This is a genomic window from Roseovarius halophilus (ex Wu et al. 2025) (genome assembly GCF_047086965.1).
In genome coordinates, this window is the sequence record NZ_JBKOTX010000003.1 from 13,509 (window position 1) to 34,020 (window position 20,512).

Below are 20,512 nucleotides of genomic sequence, written 5' to 3' on the forward strand. Positions count from 1 at the left end.
TCAATCCTCCTCGGACCCGTCGGTCTCGATCTCGTCAAATTCGTCTTGCTTCAGGCTGCCCGATTCCTTGCGCGCCTTGAGCATTTCCTTGATCAACTCGTCGGTCAGAACCAGCTTGGCATCGCTCAGCCAGTCGAATTCCAGCCCCACGGTGCCCGCGTCGATGTTGATCAGCACTTCCGACCCGTCGACACCGGCTAGAACGCCCTTGAACCGCTTGCGCCCGTCGATCAGCTCCGACGTCTCCAGCTTTGCCTCGTAGCCCTCGAAATCCTCGAAGTCCTTGAGCCGCGTCAACGGCCTGTCGATACCGGGCGAGGACACTTCGAGCGTGTAGGCATCCGTGATCGGATCCTCCACGTCCAGCACCGCGCTCACGGCGTTGGAAATCTCGGCACAGTCATTCACCTCGATCCCGCCGTCGGGCTTCTCGGCCATGATCTGCAATGTCGCGGTCTTGCCGCCCATCAGCCGTATTCGCACCAGTTCGAACCCCAGATCCTCGATCACGGGGGTGACGATCTCGGCAAGCCGGCGGTCGATGGCGGTTTTCGCGATCAGGTCGTTGCTCATGATATTTCAAACACAAAAAAACGGGCGCGCGGCCCGTCGCAGTTTCCCGGTGGTGCAAACCGGTGTGGACCCGGCAGCGCCGCTGTTGACGGGGATATACGCCCGATGCGGCGAGTCTGCAAGGGTAAAGGCGAAAGATAAGCGAATCACGCAACGCGCGGTGCCGTCACCTTCTTGACCGCTGTCGCACGGGCGCCCCGGCACGACCGCGATACCGACGCGATGCGTACGCGCCGCCGACCCACGATTTTCGGGAAAACCGGCCGTTAATAGGTCCGCGCGAGTTTTTCCATGACACCCACCAGCTCGGCGCTGATACCGGGCTCCGACAGGGCATGGCCGGCAACCGGTATCATCCGAAGGTCCGCCTTGTCCCAAGCCTGCGCCAGCCGGTACGCCGCGTCCGGCGGACAGATCATGTCATAGCGGCCCTGAACTATCGTTCCCGGAATGCTGTGCAATTTTCCCGCTTTTTCAATGATTTGGCCGTCGGTTTCAAGGAATCCGCGATTGATGAAATAGTGGTTTTCCAGCCTCGCGAATGCCCGCGCGTACTCCGGCGGGCTGTCACCGCCGACCCCGGTCGAATGCACCGTTGCCAATGCGTTTTCCCATGCAGACCACGCTTTCGCGAAACGTATTTCCTCGGTTCGATCCCCTGAAAACAGGCGGCGGTGATAGGCCGCGATCATGTCGTGTCGTTCGTTTTCGGGCACAAGCGACTGAAAACGCTCCCAAGTTTCCGGCCAGAACTTCCCCGCGCCACCGCCGTAGAACCATTCGAGCTCGTTACTGGTCATCGTGAAAACACCACGCAGCACCAGATGTTTGACCGCCGCGGGATGGGTCTGACCATAGACTAATGCCAGCGTCGCGCCCCAGCTGCCCCCGAAGACGAGCCAATCATCAATCGTTAAGGCGTTGCGGATACGTTCGATATCCGCCACCAGATGCCATGTCGTGTTGGCCTCGACACTTGCATGCGGCTTCGATCGACCGCAGCCGCGCTGATCAAACAAGATGATGCGGTATCTGGCCGGGTCGAAATAACGGCGCATCGCGGGGCTGCATCCGCCACCCGGTCCACCGTGCAAAACGATCACGGGCAACCCATTGCGGTTGCCCGACTGTTCCACGTATATCTCGTGGCCGTCGCCAACATCCAGCATGCGCCGGTCAAACGGTTCGACTGGCGGGTAAAGATATTGCACTGCGTTCTTTTGGCCCGAGTATTTGTCCATGACCGTCCTATATCGAGAACTTGAACACATGATCACATGGAGAGCAGAATGCAAGCCGCTCGAGAAACGATCGACCCCGCGGAAATAGCCAAGTTCGAGGCAATGGCCGCCGAATGGTGGGACCCGAACGGCAAGTTCCGGCCCTTGCACATGCTCAACCCCTGCCGCCTCGACTATATCACGACCCAAATCGCCGAGGAATTCGACCGCGACCTTTCGACCGATGCCCCGTTCACGGGGCTGCGCGTGCTCGACATCGGATGCGGCGGCGGACTGCTGAGCGAACCCATGGCGCGACTCGGCGCCGAGGTCGTGGGCGCCGATGCCGCCGAACGCAACATCCCGGTTGCGCAACTTCATGCTGAGCAATCAGGGCTCGACATCGACTACAGGCACACGTCCGCGGAAGCGCTCGCCGCCGCGGGGGAACGGTTCGATGCAGTTCTCAACATGGAGGTTGTCGAACATGTGGCCGATCCGCTGGCATATCTGACAGCCTGCCAGGAGTTGCTGCGCCCGGGGGGGCTGCACATCTGTTCCACGATCAACCGCAATGCCAAGAGTTTTGCGTTGGCCATCGTCGGCGCTGAATACGTGATGCGTTGGCTTCCCAAGGGAACACATGAATGGGGCAAGTTCATCACGCCCGACGAGCTGTATGATCTATTGACCCGAGCCGGTCTCGAGCCGGTGGATCGCAAGGGATTCGTTTTCAATCCGATCAGCTGGAGCTGGTCGATATCCCATCGTGACCTCAGCGTGAACTATGTCACGGCCAGCCGTCAGCCGGACCTGTCCTAGTCCTCCGCCTCGAGCTTCGACCGCAGTTCGCGCAGGACGGGCAGGGCCGACCGAACCTTTTCCTCGCCAAGTTCGCTCACCATTTCGGAAATTATGGGCGTGATTGCCGCCAAAGCGGCCTCTCGCGCCTGCCGGCCCGCCGGGCTTATCGCCACCATCTTCCGGCGTGCGTCATCCCAATCGGGGCGAATGTGAATGTAGCCCGCCCATTCCAGCTTGCTCAGCGTGTTGGTCATTGCCCCGCGCGTGACGTGAAAACTCTTCGCAAGCTGCGCGGGGCTGCGTTCCGACCCGAGGCGCGCAAGATGGTTCAGGACCGAGAAATGCGATATCTCCATGCCACGCGGCAGCACGCGGCTCAGCCTGTTCCGAATAAGCTGTTCGTTTGTCAGTATCTCGCTGAAAAGCGCGACAGCCAGGGAGTTTTTGGTTTTTTCATTCATTCAGGGCCCGGCAAAATCTGAGGTGATTCCGAAAGACGGTATGCGCTCACGCGCATTTTCGGTCGCCGCCATATCCAGATCCACCTCTACTACACCGGCATCGGCTCCGCCATCGGCGAGTATGTCACCCCAGGGCCCGACCGCCAGGCTGTGCCCGTGCGTCTGACGTTGCCGGCCATGACTGGCAGCATGTGTTCCCGTTTGGGCCGGGGCCAGTACGAAGCAGCCCGTTTCGATGGCTCGCGCCCTCAGAAGGCTTTCCCAGTGGGCAGCGCCGGTCACCGGCGAAAAGGCCGACGGAACGGCAAGGATCCGGGCACCCGCCTGCGCAAGAACACGGTAAAGGCCGGGAAACCTGAGATCGTAGCAGATTGTCATGCCGATCGTCGCGAAATCCGTTTCGCCGATGACAGCAAGGGTTCCCGGCCGGTAATTCGCCGACTCGCGGTACGTCTCGGTCTGCGAAACCGCGACATCGAACATGTGGATCTTGTCGTATCGCGCCCTGATCCCGCCATCCGGCGCAATCAGGAAAGACCTGTTGGCAAAACGCCCGTCGTGATCATCGGTGAGCAGGGCCAAGGACCCGATGAGCAGCCAGATACCATGGTCGTATGCGGTTTTCCTGAGGGCGTGCAGGGTCTGGTCGTCTTGCTCATGACGAAGGACGCTTGCCTGCCGTTCCCGGCTGGTTGATACGCAGTTCGTGACTTCGGGCGTGAGCACAAACGTCGAATTCCTGCTAACCGCTTCGGCGATCAGCGCCTTGGTTTCACGCAGGTTGACCGCGGGATCATCGCCGCTGTTAAGTTGTAGCAGCGCCGCCTTGATCACCATCAGGCGGACAACAGCATATCCAGCTTGCCGGCACGGTCAAGCGCGTACAATTCGTCACAACCGCCAACATGTAGTCCACCCACGAAAATCTGGGGTACAGTGTGCCCGCCGTTCGCGCGATCCATCATTTCCGCCTTCCGCGACGGATCACCAAGAATGTTGATCTCGGAAAAAGATACGCCCTTCTTCTTCAGCAATCGCTTGGCCGCATGGCAGAAACCGCACAATGGCGACGAATATATTTCGACGTTTTTCATGTTCTTTGTCCCGTGTTTGCTGCGTCGGCATTTAGGCATCTTTGACGACCCGTGCCAGTGTCAAGACGCATACCTCCCGTGCGCCTGCTCCATAACAAGCCTCAGCGGCGGCCGCGAAAGTGGCGCCGGATGTCATGACATCATCCACAAGAAGAACGCGGCGTTGCGCGACACGCGATGCGCGGCCGGGATGCACCTTGATCGCCTCTTCAAGGGTTCTGAACCTTTCATCGCGCCCCTTGCCGTCCAACGAACTGGTATGACGCACCCGTCGCAGGGCATCGGGACAGCATTCCATCCCCAAGTTTCTAGCGACGGCCTGCGACAAAAGGGCGGACTGGTTGAATCGGCGCCGCAGCAACCGGCGCCAGTGCAAGGGTATGGGAACGATCAGCATGTCCTCGCTCAAAATGGGTCCCGCCGATCGGGCCAGCCACGTGGCGGCCGGCCTGATCACGTCGTGGCGATCCCCATGTTTGAAAGCGAGAACCAACTTGCGCCCGTTTTCCTTGTAAATCATGGCTGCACGACCACGCGACCAAGGGCGCGCAATACGCAAACATTCATCGCAGAGTATCGTCTCGCCCCGATCTTCGCCGGGCAGGGGGGCGCCACAAGCATCACAACACAACCCCGAGATAAAAGGCGTATCCCGCCAGCATGGACCGCACAGACCGAAATCGGACATGACCTGCTGTCCGCAGATTATGCATCTCGGAGGATAGACCAGACGCAATGCGGTTTGTAAGCCTTGTTTCAAAGCACTATGTTTCATTTCATGGCTCATGCTTTGACCGACCCCGATGCGCTGGAACGCAACCGTGAAAAGGCACGGCGATCCGATGCCCTGTTCTTGCATGAATGCGCCGCCGATGACGTTAAGGATCGGCTTCAGTTGGTTAACAAAACCTTTAGCGAAGCTGCCATCGTCAGCGGCTTTCCGGAATTCTGGGGCGGGCGCTTTCCCGACGCGAAAGTCGTCCCGGACGACGCGACGGTTCCGCTTGAACAAGGCCGCCATGACCTTGTCATTCACGCGTTCGGTCTGCATTGGTCTGATGATCCTGTGGGCCAACTGGTTCAATCACGCCTTGCACTCAAGCCGGACGGGCTTTTTCTCGCTGTTTTTCTCGGCGGTCAAACGTTGCACGAATTGCGCGCCAGCCTCGCACAGGCCGAGACAGAGATACGGGGCGGCCTATCCCCGAGAATTGTCCCGATGGGTGAAATACGCGACACTGGCGCATTGCTTCAACGGGCAGGTTTCGCCCTGCCCGTTGCCGACAATCTACCGCTCGAAGTGACCTATCAGTCGACCCTTCACCTGATGCGTGACCTGAGAGCCATGGGTGAAGGAAACGCCCTGGCCGGGCGCAGCCGGAATTTCACCCCGAAATCGGTGATGTTGCGCGCCTGCGAGATATATGAACAGGTCTTCCGGAAATCTGACGGGAGCGTGCCCGCCACGTACGAACTAATATTCCTCACCGGGTGGGCACCGGACGCGAACCAGCCGAAACCGCTGAGGCCCGGATCAGCCAAGGCAAGATTGGCCGACCACCTCGGCACCAGCGAAATAAGTCTGAACGATTGACGATCGGCCCCCATCGGTTATTTCCAGTCACAATCCGAGAAACCAAGGACACCGCCCAGACATGCTCGACGCGACCCAATCGGCCATTCGCCCTCCTCATGCGCCCGACGATCATCCCGCGATCCCGCGGGCCAAGACGGGCGTGCTTATCGCCAATCTCGGAACTCCGGATCATTACAGTTACTGGCCGATGCGGCGGTACCTGAACGAATTCCTCTCGGACCGGCGGGTTATCGATTACAGCCCGTGGAAATGGCAACCCCTGCTGCAGCTCATCATCCTGACGAAGCGGCCCTTCAGCAGCGGAGAGGCCTACAAATCGATCTGGAACGAAGAGAAGGGTGAAAGCCCGTTGATGACCATTACCCGCGAACAAAACCGCAAGCTTTCCGAGCGGATGGCAGAGGTCTACGGCGATCAGGTCATGGTCGACTTCTGCATGAGGTATGGCAATCCATCGACCAAATCCAAGGTTCGCGAGATGGTCAAGGCCGGCTGCACCCGCATCCTGTTCTTTCCCCTTTACCCGCATTACGCAGGTGCCACGTCGGCAACGGCCAATGACCAGTTCTTCCGTGCACTCATGGAGGAGACGTGGCAGCCAACCGCACGGACCGTGGAACCGTATTTCCAGAATTCGCACTACATCGACGCGCTTGCCGCGTCTGTCGAGCGGGCGTATTCCAACCTTGAGAAGCGGCCTGAAATGCTGGTCGTGTCATATCACGGAATGCCGAAGCGGTACCTGATGCAAGGCGACCCGTATCATTGCCAGTGCCAGAAAACGACACGGCTGCTCAAGGAACGGTTGGGCTGGAAAGACACGGAAATCACCACGACGTTCCAGTCTGTTTTCGGACCCGAGGAATGGTTGCGGCCCTACACCGTTGAAGAGGTCGCCAGATTGGCAAAGGAAGACGGGAAAAAGAACATCGCCGTCATAGCGCCGGCATTCTCGTCGGACTGCATAGAAACGCTCGAGGAAATCAACGAGGAGATACGGGAAAGTTTCGAAGAAGCAGGCGGTGAGGAGTTCACCTATATTCCGTGCCTGAACGAGGATGATGAACACATAGATGTTTTCGCGTCCATCCTCCAGGAAAACCTCAAAGGTTGGCTGGACTGAAGCACCGCCAGCTCGGGCGCAAATTAACCCGCTTTGCCGGGTCGACACTCTCGGTCGAGCACGCTCGTATTACTCAGATGAGTAATACTTGCGTGCCAACCTTGGACATCCCGAAAAGCTCGGCAATATGTTCATTGTAAAGGCCTATGCAGCCGTTTGACGACCGTCTTCCTATCTTGCGCGTATCGTGCGTGCCGTGGATCCGGTAGTAGGTCCAGCTCAGGTACAAAGCATGGGTACCAAGGGGGTTTTCCGGCCCCGGCCCGACGTATTTCGGCCAGTCGGGATTTCTTTCAAGCATCGAGGGCGTCGGACGCCAGCTAGGCCCCTCGACCTTGCGAACCACGCGCGTGCGACCACGCCGCGTGAGTTCCTCGGACAGTGGGACACTGGACGGGTACAACTTGTAGACGGTCTCGTCCTCCGACCAGAAGTGCAAGGCTCTCGAATCGATATCGACAAGAATTGCGCCGTTTCGCAGGGTCGAGAAGTACGGTTGCCAGTCGAGGGCTCGGAAACTCGAAATGTTCCGCCTTACTCGTTCCTTGACACTCTTTTCGAATTCAACGGTGTGATCAGCGTCAAGATCCTGGGCGAGCGCCGGCGCTCCGATTGATGCGGCCGTGCCTGCTAGAAAAGACCGCCGGCTCCATGTCATCTTGACGTCTGTAGTCATTCCGCGTCCCCTTACGGGCCCTTTACGTTGAAATATGTTACCGCATTACGTTTGTGCCGTACAACCAGGATGAATGAGCGACGTTGCGCGCATGCGCATTTGAAACATCGGACGACCCCGGATAAAGCATCTGGAATCACTGAGGGAACGGCGAATATCATGACGCGTATCATTGTACTGTTGGTTGGAGTTCTTCTTTCCGTTTCCGCCTGCGCGCCACCGGCTGCAATCCAGGTGGGGCCAGACGGCAAACCATTGCCGCGTGTCTACCGTATCGAGCGCGGCGACAAGGCCGAGATACAATTCCGAATGCTCGATTCGGTCAATTCGCTACGAACCGCGGCAGGCTTGGCCCCGGTGGAGCTCAATGCGCAACTCAACGCCGCCGCCGCGACTCACTCGCGGGACATGTCCATCCAGAATCGCCCTTGGCATTTCGGCTCCGACGGGTCCTCTCCGATCGATCGCGTCAACCGGGTCGGATATGAGGGCGAACTGGTGGGCGAAAACATCTCGGAAACATACGAAACGGAACTGGAAACGCTTGCCGCGTGGATGGATGAACCGAGCACACGCCGCGTGATCCTGTCGCCCAATGCCCAAAAAATGGGGTTTTCATGGCTTCAGGAAAATAACGGCAAGATCTGGTGGACCATGGTGATGGGCACCTGACACTGCCCGATACACTACGGCATCAGCGTGATGGGCGTGCCATTCCGGACCATCGCGTAAATTGTCTCGATCTCACGATTCTTGACCGATATGCACCCCGCCGTCCAGTCAGGACCTTTCCCCCACGCCTCGCGCGATTCGCCGTGGATGAATATGTCGCCTCCGGGGTCGTCTCCTTGCGCTCTGGCGCGCGCGATGTCTGCCGCGTTAGGATAGGATATGCCGAGAGAGAGGTGAAACCTGCTATTCGGGTTCCGCCGATCGATCACGTAATGCCCCTCAGGCGTCCGGCCATCTCCGAATGACTGTTTGTGACCCTCGGGGGCGAAGCCCAGTCCCACACTGTAGGATTTCAGCACCTTGTCATCGGTCAGAAGGTGCAGCCTGCGGTCGCTCTTGTCCACGACAACTCTCGTGACTTCGGGGCCGTCGTAAGATTTGAACTTGGAGCCGCTACAAGCCGTAAGACCGACCAAGGCAGCGCACGCCACCACCAGTTTCAAGATTTTCATGCCCGTGTTTTCCGACTGCTCGATTTTTCGGGCAATTTACTTCAAATTCGGCAGGCTCGGATAGGGCATTTTTCACCGCGTGGAACTGTGTGAAAATCCTGCAACGATTTCTACGTGGGACGACCAACGGAACTGGTCGACGACCCTGACAGCATCCAGAGCATAGCCATTTTGCACAAGGGTATGCGCCTCCCGCGCGAAAGTCGCGGGATCGCAGGACACGTAGGCGATCCTCGGCACACCGGATACCGCCAACTCAGCCACCTGAGCCAAGGCGCCGGCTCGCGGGGGGTCGATCACGACAGCGTCTGCGCATCGCAGTTCGTCCCGCGTCAAAGGGTTCCGAAACAGGTCACGAGTTTCCAAGGTCAGTTTTTTCAAGCCCGGCCTGTGTCGCCAAGCCTTGTCCATCGCTGCAACCATATGCGGATCACACTCGACTGCGTGAACCGGGCCTGAAGCTGCCAGTGGTAACGCGAACGTCCCGCAGCCTGCAAACAGATCAATGATTTTTGAGGCGCTTCCGACAGTGGCCTGAACATCGGCGCGCAGCACTTGCTCACCCTCCTTCGTGGCTTGAAGGAAAGCACCCGGTGGCGGCTCAACCGGGATCGACGCGAAGTCTTGCCATGCCGGTCGTCTTTGCATGATCACTTCCGATTCCAGGCACAGGCGCGCAAGGTCAAAATTCTCCGCCAAGCCAACCAATGCCTCGCGCACCTTTTGGTCCAGCGATTTTCCGCCCTCGACATTCACGTCCAGCCCTTCGGTTGAAGAGGTCACCGTGACGGATATCGGCTGCTTGCGACTCGCCGTCAGTAGCGCCAGTTGCTCTGCCATTGGCAACGCCGCCACAAGCTCGGGGCGAAGCAGCCGGCACTCGGGTATTTCGACGACGGTATCCGACCCCTTGCCGATGAAACCGCTGGTCGCACCTTTTTTCGTGCGGCGCGCCGTCAGCTTCGCGCGCCGCCTCGACATTTCAGGCGAAACATGGGTTTCGAGGAATTCGGCGCCGAGGCCCTTTGCGCGCAGTGCGGATTTCACCACGTCGGTTTTCCAAGCTTTGAGAAAAGGATCAGACGCGTGTTGCAGTTGGCACCCGCCACACCGGCTGAAATGCGGGCAAGCAGGGGCGACCCGATCATCAGAGGGGGTGACGATCCTGATATCCTGCAGACGACCATCCACGTTCGTGCCGGTCACCACGTCACCCGGGAGGGCACCGGGAGCATATACCGGACCGGGCGCAATCCCGTCACCAAGATGGCCGAGCCGCTGCACGTCGTATAAAGTCATGAGACCTGATCCAGAAGTTCCTTACGGGAAAGCGAAAACCCTGAGTCGATCCAAATGTTTTCTAGTTTCCCGAGTTGCGTACCGAGTGCCTGGCCCGCGTATTGAGGCATTAAATCCCTCGCCTCGACAGGAAAGACCGCGGCATCGCCAGCATGCAAGGACTCCTTGAAGTCGGGCAGAGGCGGCACGCCCTGCATCGCGGCCCGGATCAGGATCATGTCACACCCGTCACGGACACCGTAACGATACCCCAGCTCCTCGGGCGTCATCGTGTTCGACGACGCACCAGCAAGCCGTTGAAGGCGGCGTGCCTGTTTTCGACTGAATCGCAAGGCCGTGGACGCCGAATTGCAGCCGAGTACGGCAAGCCTCCGCAACGCGTCCGGGGCAACGCCTGATTCCTGTTCAAGACGGACAAGCGAAGGCAGGGAGCTGTCGGTAGCACCTACAAGAATGGCTGCAAGAACACCAACGGAGCACATCGCGGCGACCGCCTGCGTCGGATCCGGGGCGCCGAGGAGTTTCGTGACCTCATGCCCGATGCGTTCGCGGGACAACCACTCAAGCCCGTCGAGGTTCGAGGCGACGGCAGCCATGCCCGCCGGATCAAGGCCGTCGGCAGGGTCTCCGTACCAAGCGTGGAACCTGAAAAACCGAAGTATCCGCAAGTAGTCCTCGCGGATTCGCCTGCATGGGTCCTCGATGAAGCGGACGTGCCTTTCGCGCAAATCCTCAAGACCGCCGAGAGGGTCGATGACAGACCCATCCGCGCGCGCGTAAAGAGCATTCATCGTGAAATCGCGGCGGCGCGCGTCGTCTTCGATATTGCTTGAAAAGGTGACTGTTGCGTGCCGGCCGTAGGTTTCGACATCGCGCCGGAATGTCGTGACTTCATATGACCTCGAGTCCACGACGATCGTGACCGTGCCATGCTCTATACCCGTGGGCACCGCCTTGAACCCGGGGCGTTCGGCCAGCGACATGACGACTTCGGGCCTCGCGTCCGTCGCGATGTCGACATCGTCAACAGGCTGATGCAGAAGGCTATTACGCACGCATCCGCCGACGAAATACGCCTGAAAGCCGGCCTCGTACAGAAGCCTGCACACGGCTTGCGAACCAGCCGTTTCTATCCAGTCCCCGCTTACTCGCATCGGGTTTCCGATACCTGTGCCATCGAGCGCAGCATACGCGCGGTTGCACCCCAGATGTAGTAGGGTCCGAACGGCACCACGTAATAATGGCGCCATGTACCCCGCCATCTGCGTTTCTGGATACTGTACCGGGCCGAATTCAAAACATGGACCATGGGAATATCGAATACTTCATCCACTTCGCCCGGCTCTGCCATAGGCTGAAAATCGGGGGCGACTGCGGCCAATACCGGCACCACGTGAAACCCGGTAACGGTTTCATGCCTCGGCAACGCGCCGATTATCGTCACATCAGACGGCGCAAGCCCGATTTCCTCCTGCGCCTCACGCATGGCCGTGGCAAACAGGTCCTGGTCACCATCGTCCATCTTCCCCCCCGGAAAAGCGATCTGGCCGGGATGATGCTTGAGCGCGGAGGATCGCTTGGTAAGGATCAACCGGGCCGAGTCTTGCCGGCACTGGACAGGAACAAGGACCGCCGCGGCGCGCAATTCGCGGCCCGGCGCGGGGATAAAATCCGAATTCAGGTCATGGTCCGACGAAGGATCATTCGACCGGTGCACATCATCCAGCAGGGTCTTGAGCACTTCAGGAGTTATCACGGCCCTTCTCTTCCGCCTCGAAGCCGACGCTGGCCGGGTCAAGCCGGTAATGCGCGCCGCAGAACTGGCAATCGGCCGTTACGACCCCCTCGTCGGTTGTCATGTTCTCGATGTCCTTGGCCGAGTAAATCGACAGGCTGTTCCTGACCCGTGCTTCGGAACAAGTGCACCCGAACCTGATCGGTTGCATGTCAAAAACCCTCGGTGCGTCTTCGTGAAAAAGACGGACGAGCAGATCAGCCGGAGAAACCGACGGACCGACAAGTTCTTGGTCCTCGACAGTATCCAACAGCATGTTGGCACGAGTCCAGTTTTCAGCGTCTTCGCCATCCACGATGTCACCCGACGTCAGCAAACCGCCCTCGCCAGAGCCGCCACCTTCCACGGATGGGGATGCTTTGGGCATGTGCTGCAACATGATGCCGCCTGCCCGCCATCCTTTCTTTCCACCCATTTCCCGGGAATTGCCGAAACTCAGAGAAAACCGCGTCGGCAGTTGTTCCGATTGGGCGAAATAGGATTCGGCACAGGAACTCAGGCTTGCGCCGGCAATCGGGGTGATACCCTGGTACGGCTCGGTCCCACGGCCCTGATCTATCATGAACGCGAAGTAGCCATCGCCCAGTTGCCCGAACGGGCTGGCCGTCGTCAAACGTGTTTCATCGAAACTGGCGTAAGCGCGAATATGCGCCGGGTCGCCTTCTTTCTCGGGTGCGAAATAATCGGTCGCGATCATGCGGACAGGGCCGTTCGACTGCACTTGCAGCGACAGCTTCCAGCGAAGCTTGATTGTCTGACCGATCAGCGCGGTAAGCACCGCCATCTCTGCAACGAGGAATTCGACCTGCGGAGGATAGTCTTTTTGGTCGAGAATTCCTTCCAGTACACCGTCCAGCCGGGCAACCCGCCCACGAATGTCCGCGTTGTCCAACTGGAACGGCAGGACGGTATCGTCCCAGGCGATCTTTTTTCCAAGCATAGCGGGGTTTCCTCTCGGGGCAGGGGGTGGCATACCGCGTCAATGTAGTCAGGACAAGCCATAGACCAATGGCACTAAAATCATGATACGACGCTTTGGGCAAAATCCTGTCACCGGGGTCAGGTACCATCATCGCCCCGGTGCCTACGTCATGATACCGCGAAATGGACGGTTGTTGGTGACCTATCAGGAAAACCCGGTGCCGGAGTTGCAGTTACCCGGCGGCGGTATTGATGCGGGCGAGTCCCCGTTGCAGGCCCTGTACCGCGAGGTTCTCGAAGAAACCGGATGGAAGATCGGCCGCCCGCGGCGGGTCGGCGCGTTCCGCAATTTCACGTTCATGCCAGAATACGAAAAATGGGCCGAGAAAGTCTGCTTGATCTACATCGCCGAGCCGGTCCGGCGGCTCGGGGCTCCGGCCGAGAAAGGCCATAGCGCTCACTGGATCAAACAAGCGTCTGCGGCGCGCGACCTAGCAAGCCCCGGTGACCGGTTTTTCGTCAACCGGGTTCTGAGCAAGCTTTGAAATCCAGCAGGATAGCCGATACATCATCTGCCATCTCGTCCGTGCCGGAAAAGCCGACCAGACGTCGGACCAGTTTTTCAAGACAAGCCTCTCCGGTAATGTCTCCGAGGCCCTGCATGATCCCTTCGAGTCCGCTTTCACCCAGCATCTTGCCGGATTGATCAGCACACTCCGAAATGCCATCCGAATAGATCAAAAGCCGATCACCGCTGTGTAACTTCACCTCGAACTGCTCGTAAACCGCGCCGTCTACCAAGCCGACCGGCAACCCCCCGTCACCGACCATACGCAGGCATCCGTCCGCAGTTTGAAGCAGCGGACAAGGGTGCCCAGCCTGTGTCATCGTTACGATCCCGGTTTCAAGATCGACATCCGAGAGAAGCAATGTAAAGTAATGCTCAGTGTCAATTTCCCCGATAATTAGCTCGTTGAGTATTGAAACGGTTTCCGCCGGCGCCCGCGGGACATAACTGCCGTCCGCGGATTTCCTGAGCGCGACATTCTGGTCCGGCGCGGTGGCAGATAGGTAGCCAGCCAGCCGTGCCGTCATCAGGGCCGAGCTCACACCATGACCGGAAACATCAATGGCGTACAGCCCGACCCGGGTTGAGGAAACGGGAAACATGCCGACAAGATCACCACCCACGTGACCACTTGACCGCAAAAGAAAACTCGCCTCCGCGCAACCCAGATCGCGGTAGGTTTCGTTTACAAGAGATTGCTGAAGCTTCTTTGCCTCAAGAAGGTCATTCTCCAAAGCCTGGTAAAGGCCTTGAAGCTCTGTCAACGTGGAGGCCAGCAGGTGGTTCTTTTCTTTCAATGCCCTTTCGCTTCGCAAGATACGGTCGCCGGCTGAGATCCTTGCACGCAGTTCGGCTGCGTTCACGGGCTTGGTGAGAAAATCATCGGCGCCGGAGTCCAGTCCTTTCGCGATATCCTCTTTCTCGCTCTTGGACGTAAGCAAGATGAAGTAGACATAATTTTCACCGCTCATCTTCCGGAATTCCCTGCAAAATTCCGGGCCGGTGACACGCGGCATCATCCAGTCACTCAACACAAGATCAGGAACCCATTCCGCGCACATCGCAAAGGCTGCATCCGCCGACTCGGACTCCCGGACATCGAAACCCCAACCTGTCAACAAAGCGGCCAAGATGCGCCGTTGAGCCGCGCTGTCATCGACCACGAGCACACGGCGCAGACAGCGAATGTCGCCTTCTTTTTCTGCCGAGCAACTGTCCGAAGGTGCACTCAACTGATACTCCGATACCGATCTCGGCTTTTCTAGCCAGCATCATTTTAAGATAGGATGAATCCCGAACAGACCTGAAATCCCGGCTGCCGTTGCCGAAATTTTAAGTATTGCGCGGGAAAATACCCGCAACGCTAGGGGCATGGATCATGTTGATTGACTGGAACAGGGTATCTGAATTGCGGTCGGAAATCGGCGGGAACGATTTTTCGGACGTTGTTGCGCTCTTCATCGAGGAGGTCGAAGACATGCTCGATCAGTTCAATAGCGCGACAGAAGCCAACGATCTCCAGGCTCAGCTTCATTACCTCAAGGGCAGCGCGCTCAACTTGGGTTTCCATGCATTCGCGAACGCATGTCGTTCCGCGGAATCGAAAGTGGCGATCGAAGGCCCTGCCGCGATTGACAAAAAAGAGATCCTCGAAGGTTTTCAACAGTCAAAATCCGAATTCCTGAAATCGGTAGAGATCTGACACTCATGCTAGATCAGGAATTCCGACAGGACCTTGTCGTCTGTGATATCCCGGTAGGCGAAACCGATGGCGTCGAGTTTCACAGACAGGTGTTCGAAATTTTCAGGGGTAGTGGTTTCGATGCCGATCAGCACGGAGCCGAAATTCCGCGCCGACTTCTTGAGGTATTCGAAGCGGGCGATATCGTCGTCCGGGCCAAGGACCCCAAGGAAATCCTTGAGCGCACCCGGTCGCTGAGGCAGGCGGAGAATGAAATACTTCTTCAGACCCGAGAACCGCTGAGCGCGTTCCTTCACCTCGGGCAAACGTTCAAAATCAAAATTTCCGCCGGATGTGACACAGACAACCGTTTTTCCAATGATATCGCCTGCAATGTCTTTGAGCGCATCCACCGAGAGGGCACCTGCCGGCTCCAGAACTATGCCCTCCACGTTCAACATGTCGAGCATGGTTGTGCACAGCCGATCCTCGTCGACCGAGATGACCCTTGACGGCTCCATGCTCCTGAGATGTTCGAATGGTCGATCGCCGATCTGGGCCACCGCAGCCCCATCGGCAAAGTTCTCGACATGCTCCAGCCGAACGGGGTGGCCAGCCCGAAGCGCCGCCGCCAGACACGCCCCGCCTTTCGGCTCAACCAACGTCAAGGGGCACTGGTTTCCGAAATACCGCATCGCCCCCGAGGACAATCCCCCGCCACCGACCGGCATCACCACCGTATCAGGAAGTCCTTCGTGCTGCTGCTCGATTTCGACAGCGACGGATGCCTGACCTTCGACAACGTCCTTGTCATCGAACGGCGACAGGAAATGACCGCCGACCTCCGCGCAATAGGCTTTGGCGGAACCGAGCGTATCATCAAAATAATCCCCGGTCAGCCTGACATGAACCGCGTCCGCGCCGAAGTTCTTGGTCTTGTCAATTTTCTGCCTCGGCGTCGTCACCGGCATGAAGATCGTGCCCTCGACGCCAAGATAGCGGCACATGAACGCAACCCCCTGCGCGTGATTGCCCGCACTTGCACAGACAAAATGCGTCTTTTCAGGTGATTGCGCAAGTACCTTGCGCATCGCGTTGAAGGCGCCACGCAGTTTGTAGGACCGTACCGGTGTCAAATCCTCGCGCTTGAGCAGGATGTTCGCCTTGTATCGTTCCGACAAATGTTCATTGCGTTGAAGCGGGGTGGGTTGGAAAACGGCACGCATCCCGTCTGTGGCGTCCTGGGCGGCTTTGCGAAAATCTGTCATGTAACAGTGCTTGGCCCAACGGGCAGGTCATGACAAGACCCTTTGCCTGATACGCCCTGTACCTTGCCCAGCTGGGCAAAAACCGGTAAGCGCCGCTGCGGCAAAGCTGAAAAGGAAGCAACAGATGTCCGCGCCCAAGAAAGTTGTACTGGCCTATTCCGGTGGGCTCGATACCTCGATCATCCTGAAATGGCTTCAGACGGAATATGGCTGCGAGGTTGTCACCTTCACCGCCGACCTGGGCCAGGGTGAGGAGTTGGAGCCTGCGCGCCAGAAAGCGGAACTACTTGGAATAAAACCGGAAAATATCTTCATCGAGGATATTCGCGAAGAGTTTGTCCGCGACTTTGTCTTTCCGATGTTCCGTGCGAACGCGGTGTACGAGGGGCTTTACCTGTTGGGCACCTCGATCGCGCGCCCGTTGATTTCCAAGCGCTTGGTCGAGATCGCGAAAGCGACCGGGGCGGATGCCGTCGCCCACGGGGCCACCGGTAAAGGCAACGACCAGGTAAGATTTGAACTGGCGGCCTATGCCCTTGACCCGGATATCAAGGTGATCGCGCCGTGGCGGGAATGGGATTTGACGAGCCGGACCAAACTCCTTGATTTTGCAGAGAAAAACCAGATCCCGATCGCCAAGGACAAACGCGGCGAGGCACCTTTCAGCGTAGACGCGAACCTGCTGCACACCTCGAGCGAGGGCAAGGTCCTTGAAGACCCGGCCGAGATGGCGCCCGACTATGTTTACCAACGAACGACCGATCCGGAAAAGGCGCCTGACAAACCCGAGTTCCTGGAAATCGGCTTTGAAAAAGGGGATGCCGTCAGCCTCAACGGTGAGGCCCTGAGCCCTGGCAACCTGTTGACAAAGCTGAATGAATTCGGGGGCAAGCACGGTATCGGCCGGCTTGACCTGGTCGAGGGGCGGTTCGTGGGCATGAAAAGCCGCGGCATTTATGAAACCCCCGGCGGCACGATCCTGCTGGAAGCGCACAGGGGAATCGAGCAGATCACGCTGGACCGCGGCGCCGCGCACCTGAAAGACGAGCTGATGCCGCGCTACGCCGAGATCATCTACAATGGTTTCTGGTACAGCCCGGAACGCGAAATGTTGCAGGCGGCCATTGATCAGTCCCAACATCATGTATCGGGCACCGTCCGGGTGAAACTGTACAAAGGGTCCGTTCACACCGTTGGCCGCTGGTCGGAGAACAGCCTTTATTCCGAGGCGCATGTTACGTTCGAAGACGATGCCGGGGCCTATGACCAGAAGGATGCCGCCGGCTTCATCCAGCTCAACGCGCTGCGGCTGAAACTGCTCGCGGCACGGGATCGGCGGTTGAAAGGCTAGAAACGGGCTTCGGCACCGCGTCGGTATCGCAAGGGTATCGCGTCGGTGCCGGCACGTCAGATCCGGACCTCGGCAAGGCGCTCGTAATGGGGCATCGCCGCCCGTGCCAAGCGGGCCCCACACTCATCCAACCGGGGCAGATCGCCCTCGGCCGGCGCAAAACCCGTGGAGCGATGGACAGCCCCATACCAATGCGCGGCCCAGACACCGTCGGCCGCGTGCCCGCCCGCGGGCCAGGACAGCATCGCCGGGTCCCAATCGAGGCCGAGGGCCTGACACAGACGTTTGAGCATGGTTTCGGGACTGCGCCGGATATCGCCCGAATCGATCACGATCGGATCACCGCCCGCGGCGTTTACCCGATCATAGAGTTCCGCCTGCTGGACAAAGCCGATATCCGACAGCGCCGGGTTGTCGTACTTGGCCGAGAAGCTGGCAGCGACACGGGCGGGATGCCGGATAAGAAAAACGTTCCGCATCTCGGTGATCCAGTCGCGGCGGATGCCGGCGATCATGTGTTGCGACATGTGCTTTTGATAGAAATGCGGTTTGCCGGCCGGAACCGGACCGAGCAATGCGGATATGACCTTTTCCGGGTCCGTGGGTTGCGCGGCAAGAATCATGTCGCGCATCGGATGCCCAAGCCCGGTGCGTGCCAGATAGCTTGCGTAGAACGGTTCATCCACCACCGCGCAATCAGCCCGCGCGCCAAACGAATACATCATCGCTGTAGACAGGTTTCGCGGGCCGGACCACATCGCGATGCGCATGTCACGCCCCCTTCTTGGCGCGGCTGCCATGGTGGTGCGACGCGTCGTCGGCTTGCATTGTACCCGTATCCCTGTTTTGACCGACCCGGTCGGAAGCCGTAGCTGCCCCCGGCGACGGGCGCAATCCTCTTGAAAGGGTCACGAAATGGATGCTGGTTTCTGGCATAGCCGGTGGGAAAACGCACAGATCGGGTTTCACGAAGGGACGGTGAACCGAATGCTGGCGGCGCATGTCGGCAGATTGCCGGTACCCGCCGATGCCCGGGTCTTTCTGCCCCTGTGCGGCAAGACACGCGACATAGCGTGGCTTCTTTCACGCGGCTTCCGGGTTGCCGGGGCGGAGTTGAGCGAAATCGCCGTACGGGACCTCTTTGATGAAATGGGTGTGACCCCCGAGGTCACGAACATGGGAAAGATGAAACGCTACGCGGCGGGGGATGTGGATATTTTCGTCGGCGACATCTTTGACCTAGGCCCCGACGTGCTGGGGCCGGTCGATGCCGTGTTCGACCGTGCGGCACTGGTGGCTTTGCCGGAGGACATGCGCGCACGCTACACCCGCCACTTGGCCGAGATCACCCGGCAGGCACCGCAGATCCTCGTGACTTTCGACTATGATCAGGGCCTGATGGACGGGCCACCATTCGCCGTGCCCGATGGCGAGGTCGAACGGCTCTACGCAGCGCGTTTCGATGCGGTGATCATCGACGATCAAGACGTTGCCGGCGGTCTGAAAGGCCGGTGCCCCGCCCGGGAAAAGGCATGGCTGATCTGGGACCGTCAGGCTGTTTCACGCTGAATGAGAGCCTTGTAGAGCATCTGGATCCGCTTGGTCACGGGGCCGAGCTGCCCGTCACCTATCTGGCGGTGGTCAACGCTGCCCACAGGGGTTTGCGCGCCGAAAGTGCCGGTGAGGAAGGCTTCGTCGGCGCCGTATGTGTCGACGAGTGAATAATTTCGCTCATGAACCGGGATCCCGTTTTCACGGCACAGGTCGATTACCTTCTGACGGGTGATGCCGTTCATGCAGTAATCGCCCGTGCTCGTCCAGATTTCACCCTTGCGGACAATGAAGAAATTGCAGGCGTTGGTGGTATTCACGAAGCCGTGCACATCCAGCATCAACGCCTCGCCGGCGCCGGCCTTTTCGGCGGCAATGCAGGCGAGGATGCAGTTGAGCTTGGAATGTGAATTCAGTTTCGGATCCTGCGACATGGGCAGGCCGCGGATGTGCGGAACGGTTGCAAGACGGATCGGCCGGGCGATTTGCGGTTTCGAATGTTCCATGACGATCGTGATCGTGGGCCCCTGCCGCGACAGGGAGGGGTGCTGGAACGGCCGCGTCTTGGGCCCGCGCGTCACCATGAGCCGGGCATGCGCATCGGTTTCCATGCCGTTGGCCCGTTGCGTGTCTGTTAGTGCCTGAAAGACTTCCTCGCGCGCCATGCCGATGTCGAGGTCGATGGCCTTGGCGGCTTCGAACAGGCGGTCCAGATGCTCTTCTGCGAATGCCCATTTGCCGTTGTAGAGTCGCAATCCCTCCCAGACACCGTCCCCGAGCATGAAACCGCTGTCGAAGACGCTGACCTTGGCATCTTCCTTGGGCACGATATCGCCATTCAGCCAGATCCTGATGTTCTCGTTCCGGACATCCTCGTCGGCTTGGTGCGTGGTCTGATGGTCGGTCATCGCCGTCTCCGTGGTTCCCGCGCCGCCGCGCTGTCCCGGATCCGGCGCGACACCGTAATTGTACCACCCTCAACCGAAAGTCACGAGAGGTTGTCTTGGAGGTGACGACAGGGCGGTGCAGACTGAAGGAACGTAAACAGGAGGAAAATCGACATGATGACGGAGTCACGCTGGTTACGGGCTGTTATGCTTGCCACGCTTGTCGGGTTCGGGGTCTTGATCAAATGGGCGGACGTATTCATGATGGGCATCAACCCTTGAAGGTGTTTGCCGTGTCGATCACCGGAATGGTCTTGGTCACCGCGAGGCGGGCGACCGAACTGGCGAACGCGCCGGCGGCCCGGGGCCGCCGTACGCACGGGCAGCACCGTTAAAGTGATTTCCGTTGGTGGCGCTTGGATAATGTATCATCCCGGGTGGCAGGCCCGTCATCACCGT

At 58.9% G+C, this 20,512-nt stretch carries 24 protein-coding genes; 8 read left to right on the forward strand and 16 right to left on the reverse strand.

Annotated elements, in window-relative coordinates; translation table 11 throughout:
- Both rimP and pip read right to left on the reverse strand, forming a co-directional pair.
- A complete protein-coding gene (gene rimP, locus ACH107_RS00890; RefSeq protein ID WP_412504235.1) occupies positions 1 to 573 on the reverse strand; it encodes a ribosome maturation factor RimP in 573 nt (190 codons plus the stop codon).
- A 266-nt stretch (positions 574 to 839) separates the two neighbouring features.
- Positions 840 to 1,814, reverse strand: a complete 975-nt coding sequence (gene pip / locus ACH107_RS00895; RefSeq protein WP_412504236.1) for a prolyl aminopeptidase — start codon at positions 1,812 to 1,814, stop codon at positions 840 to 842.
- A 48-nt stretch (positions 1,815 to 1,862) separates the two neighbouring features.
- Between pip and ubiG the strand changes: the two genes are divergently transcribed.
- Positions 1,863 to 2,615 carry a bifunctional 2-polyprenyl-6-hydroxyphenol methylase/3-demethylubiquinol 3-O-methyltransferase UbiG gene (ubiG, locus tag ACH107_RS00900; RefSeq protein WP_412504237.1) on the forward strand — a complete coding sequence of 251 codons (753 nt, stop codon included), beginning with the start codon at positions 1,863 to 1,865 and terminating at the stop codon, positions 2,613 to 2,615.
- On the opposite strand, the gene ACH107_RS00905 is transcribed toward ubiG, so the two are convergent.
- The 4 genes from ACH107_RS00905 to ACH107_RS00920 are packed head-to-tail and all read right to left on the reverse strand — an operon-like array spanning position 2,612 to position 4,927.
- Positions 2,612 to 3,058 (reverse strand): MarR family winged helix-turn-helix transcriptional regulator, encoded by a 447-nt coding sequence (locus tag ACH107_RS00905; RefSeq protein ID WP_412504238.1) that lies wholly within the window; start codon positions 3,056 to 3,058, stop codon positions 2,612 to 2,614. The genes ubiG and ACH107_RS00905 overlap by 4 nt on opposite strands.
- The gene (locus ACH107_RS00910; RefSeq protein ID WP_412504295.1) at positions 3,059 to 3,889 is read right to left on the reverse strand and encodes a carbon-nitrogen hydrolase family protein; all 831 of its coding nucleotides are present in this window, start codon (positions 3,887 to 3,889) and stop codon (positions 3,059 to 3,061) included.
- 5 nt (positions 3,890 to 3,894) lie between these two features.
- Positions 3,895 to 4,152: a glutaredoxin 3 gene (gene grxC / locus ACH107_RS00915; protein WP_412504239.1), complete on the reverse strand. Its 258-nt coding sequence runs from the start codon at positions 4,150 to 4,152 to the stop codon at positions 3,895 to 3,897.
- Between the two features lie 31 nt (positions 4,153 to 4,183).
- Positions 4,184 to 4,927, reverse strand: coding sequence for a double zinc ribbon domain-containing protein (locus ACH107_RS00920; RefSeq protein WP_412504296.1), 744 nt, complete (start codon positions 4,925 to 4,927; stop codon positions 4,184 to 4,186).
- Here ACH107_RS00920 and ACH107_RS00925 point away from each other — a divergent pair.
- Together ACH107_RS00925 and hemH are read left to right on the forward strand one after the other, a co-directional pair.
- Positions 4,919 to 5,746: an SAM-dependent methyltransferase gene (locus tag ACH107_RS00925; protein WP_412504240.1), complete on the forward strand. Its 828-nt coding sequence runs from the start codon at positions 4,919 to 4,921 to the stop codon at positions 5,744 to 5,746. The genes ACH107_RS00920 and ACH107_RS00925 overlap by 9 nt on opposite strands.
- Positions 5,747 to 5,807: 61 nt before the next feature.
- Positions 5,808 to 6,872: a ferrochelatase gene (gene hemH, locus ACH107_RS00930; protein ID WP_412504241.1), complete on the forward strand. Its 1,065-nt coding sequence runs from the start codon at positions 5,808 to 5,810 to the stop codon at positions 6,870 to 6,872.
- Between the two features lie 73 nt (positions 6,873 to 6,945).
- Here the strand turns inward: hemH and ACH107_RS00935 are convergent, their stop codons facing one another.
- Positions 6,946 to 7,548, reverse strand: a complete 603-nt coding sequence (locus ACH107_RS00935) for a L,D-transpeptidase (protein ID WP_412504242.1) — start codon at positions 7,546 to 7,548, stop codon at positions 6,946 to 6,948.
- Positions 7,549 to 7,707: 159 nt separating this feature from the next.
- On the opposite strand from ACH107_RS00935, the gene ACH107_RS00940 reads away from it, so the two are divergent.
- Positions 7,708 to 8,220, forward strand: a complete 513-nt coding sequence (locus ACH107_RS00940) for a CAP domain-containing protein (protein WP_412504243.1) — start codon at positions 7,708 to 7,710, stop codon at positions 8,218 to 8,220.
- A gap of 14 nt (positions 8,221 to 8,234) precedes the next feature.
- Here ACH107_RS00940 and ACH107_RS00945 read toward each other — a convergent pair whose 3' ends face one another.
- The 5 genes from ACH107_RS00945 to ACH107_RS00965 all read right to left on the reverse strand — a co-directional run bounded on the left by ACH107_RS00945 (position 8,235) and on the right by ACH107_RS00965 (position 12,766).
- On the reverse strand, positions 8,235 to 8,732 hold the full coding sequence (locus ACH107_RS00945) for a L,D-transpeptidase family protein (protein ID WP_412504244.1): 498 nt from the start codon (positions 8,730 to 8,732) through the stop codon (positions 8,235 to 8,237).
- Between the two features lie 72 nt (positions 8,733 to 8,804).
- A complete protein-coding gene (locus tag ACH107_RS00950) occupies positions 8,805 to 10,031 on the reverse strand; it encodes a class I SAM-dependent RNA methyltransferase (RefSeq protein WP_412504245.1) in 1,227 nt (408 codons plus the stop codon).
- Positions 10,028 to 11,185 carry a CCA tRNA nucleotidyltransferase gene (locus ACH107_RS00955; protein WP_412504246.1) on the reverse strand — a complete coding sequence of 386 codons (1,158 nt, stop codon included), beginning with the start codon at positions 11,183 to 11,185 and terminating at the stop codon, positions 10,028 to 10,030. The genes ACH107_RS00950 and ACH107_RS00955 overlap by 4 nt, the downstream gene beginning before the upstream one ends.
- Positions 11,176 to 11,772, reverse strand: coding sequence for a CoA pyrophosphatase (locus tag ACH107_RS00960; protein ID WP_412504247.1), 597 nt, complete (start codon positions 11,770 to 11,772; stop codon positions 11,176 to 11,178). The genes ACH107_RS00955 and ACH107_RS00960 overlap by 10 nt, the downstream gene beginning before the upstream one ends.
- Position 11,773: 1 nt before the next feature.
- Positions 11,774 to 12,766 (reverse strand): Hsp33 family molecular chaperone HslO, encoded by a 993-nt coding sequence (locus ACH107_RS00965; protein WP_412504248.1) that lies wholly within the window; start codon positions 12,764 to 12,766, stop codon positions 11,774 to 11,776.
- A gap of 82 nt (positions 12,767 to 12,848) precedes the next feature.
- On the opposite strand from ACH107_RS00965, the gene ACH107_RS00970 reads away from it, so the two are divergent.
- Positions 12,849 to 13,292 carry an NUDIX domain-containing protein gene (locus ACH107_RS00970; protein ID WP_412504249.1) on the forward strand — a complete coding sequence of 148 codons (444 nt, stop codon included), beginning with the start codon at positions 12,849 to 12,851 and terminating at the stop codon, positions 13,290 to 13,292.
- On the opposite strand, the gene ACH107_RS00975 is transcribed toward ACH107_RS00970, so the two are convergent.
- Entirely contained in the window at positions 13,267 to 14,547 is a 1,281-nt protein-coding gene (locus ACH107_RS00975) for a PP2C family protein-serine/threonine phosphatase (protein ID WP_412504250.1), read from the reverse strand. The genes ACH107_RS00970 and ACH107_RS00975 overlap by 26 nt on opposite strands.
- 146 nt (positions 14,548 to 14,693) lie before the next feature.
- On the opposite strand from ACH107_RS00975, the gene ACH107_RS00980 reads away from it, so the two are divergent.
- Positions 14,694 to 15,017 (forward strand): Hpt domain-containing protein, encoded by a 324-nt coding sequence (locus tag ACH107_RS00980; RefSeq protein WP_412504251.1) that lies wholly within the window; start codon positions 14,694 to 14,696, stop codon positions 15,015 to 15,017.
- An 8-nt stretch (positions 15,018 to 15,025) separates the two neighbouring features.
- On the opposite strand, the gene ilvA is transcribed toward ACH107_RS00980, so the two are convergent.
- Positions 15,026 to 16,264, reverse strand: coding sequence for a threonine ammonia-lyase IlvA (gene ilvA / locus ACH107_RS00985; protein ID WP_412504252.1), 1,239 nt, complete (start codon positions 16,262 to 16,264; stop codon positions 15,026 to 15,028).
- 124 nt (positions 16,265 to 16,388) lie between these two features.
- On the opposite strand from ilvA, the gene ACH107_RS00990 reads away from it, so the two are divergent.
- A complete protein-coding gene (locus tag ACH107_RS00990; protein ID WP_412504253.1) occupies positions 16,389 to 17,615 on the forward strand; it encodes an argininosuccinate synthase in 1,227 nt (408 codons plus the stop codon).
- Between the two features lie 56 nt (positions 17,616 to 17,671).
- On the opposite strand, the gene ACH107_RS00995 is transcribed toward ACH107_RS00990, so the two are convergent.
- A complete protein-coding gene (locus ACH107_RS00995) occupies positions 17,672 to 18,385 on the reverse strand; it encodes an HAD family hydrolase (protein WP_412504254.1) in 714 nt (237 codons plus the stop codon).
- Positions 18,386 to 18,530: 145 nt separating this feature from the next.
- Here ACH107_RS00995 and tmpT point away from each other — a divergent pair, with 145 nt between their 5' ends.
- The gene (tmpT, locus tag ACH107_RS01000) at positions 18,531 to 19,184 is read left to right on the forward strand and encodes a thiopurine S-methyltransferase (RefSeq protein WP_412504255.1); all 654 of its coding nucleotides are present in this window, start codon (positions 18,531 to 18,533) and stop codon (positions 19,182 to 19,184) included.
- On the opposite strand, the gene ACH107_RS01005 is transcribed toward tmpT, so the two are convergent.
- Positions 19,166 to 20,074, reverse strand: coding sequence for an aminotransferase class IV (locus ACH107_RS01005; protein WP_412504256.1), 909 nt, complete (start codon positions 20,072 to 20,074; stop codon positions 19,166 to 19,168). The two genes, tmpT and ACH107_RS01005, sit on opposite strands and share 19 nt — an antisense overlap.
- Positions 20,075 to 20,512: the final 438 nt, after the last annotated feature.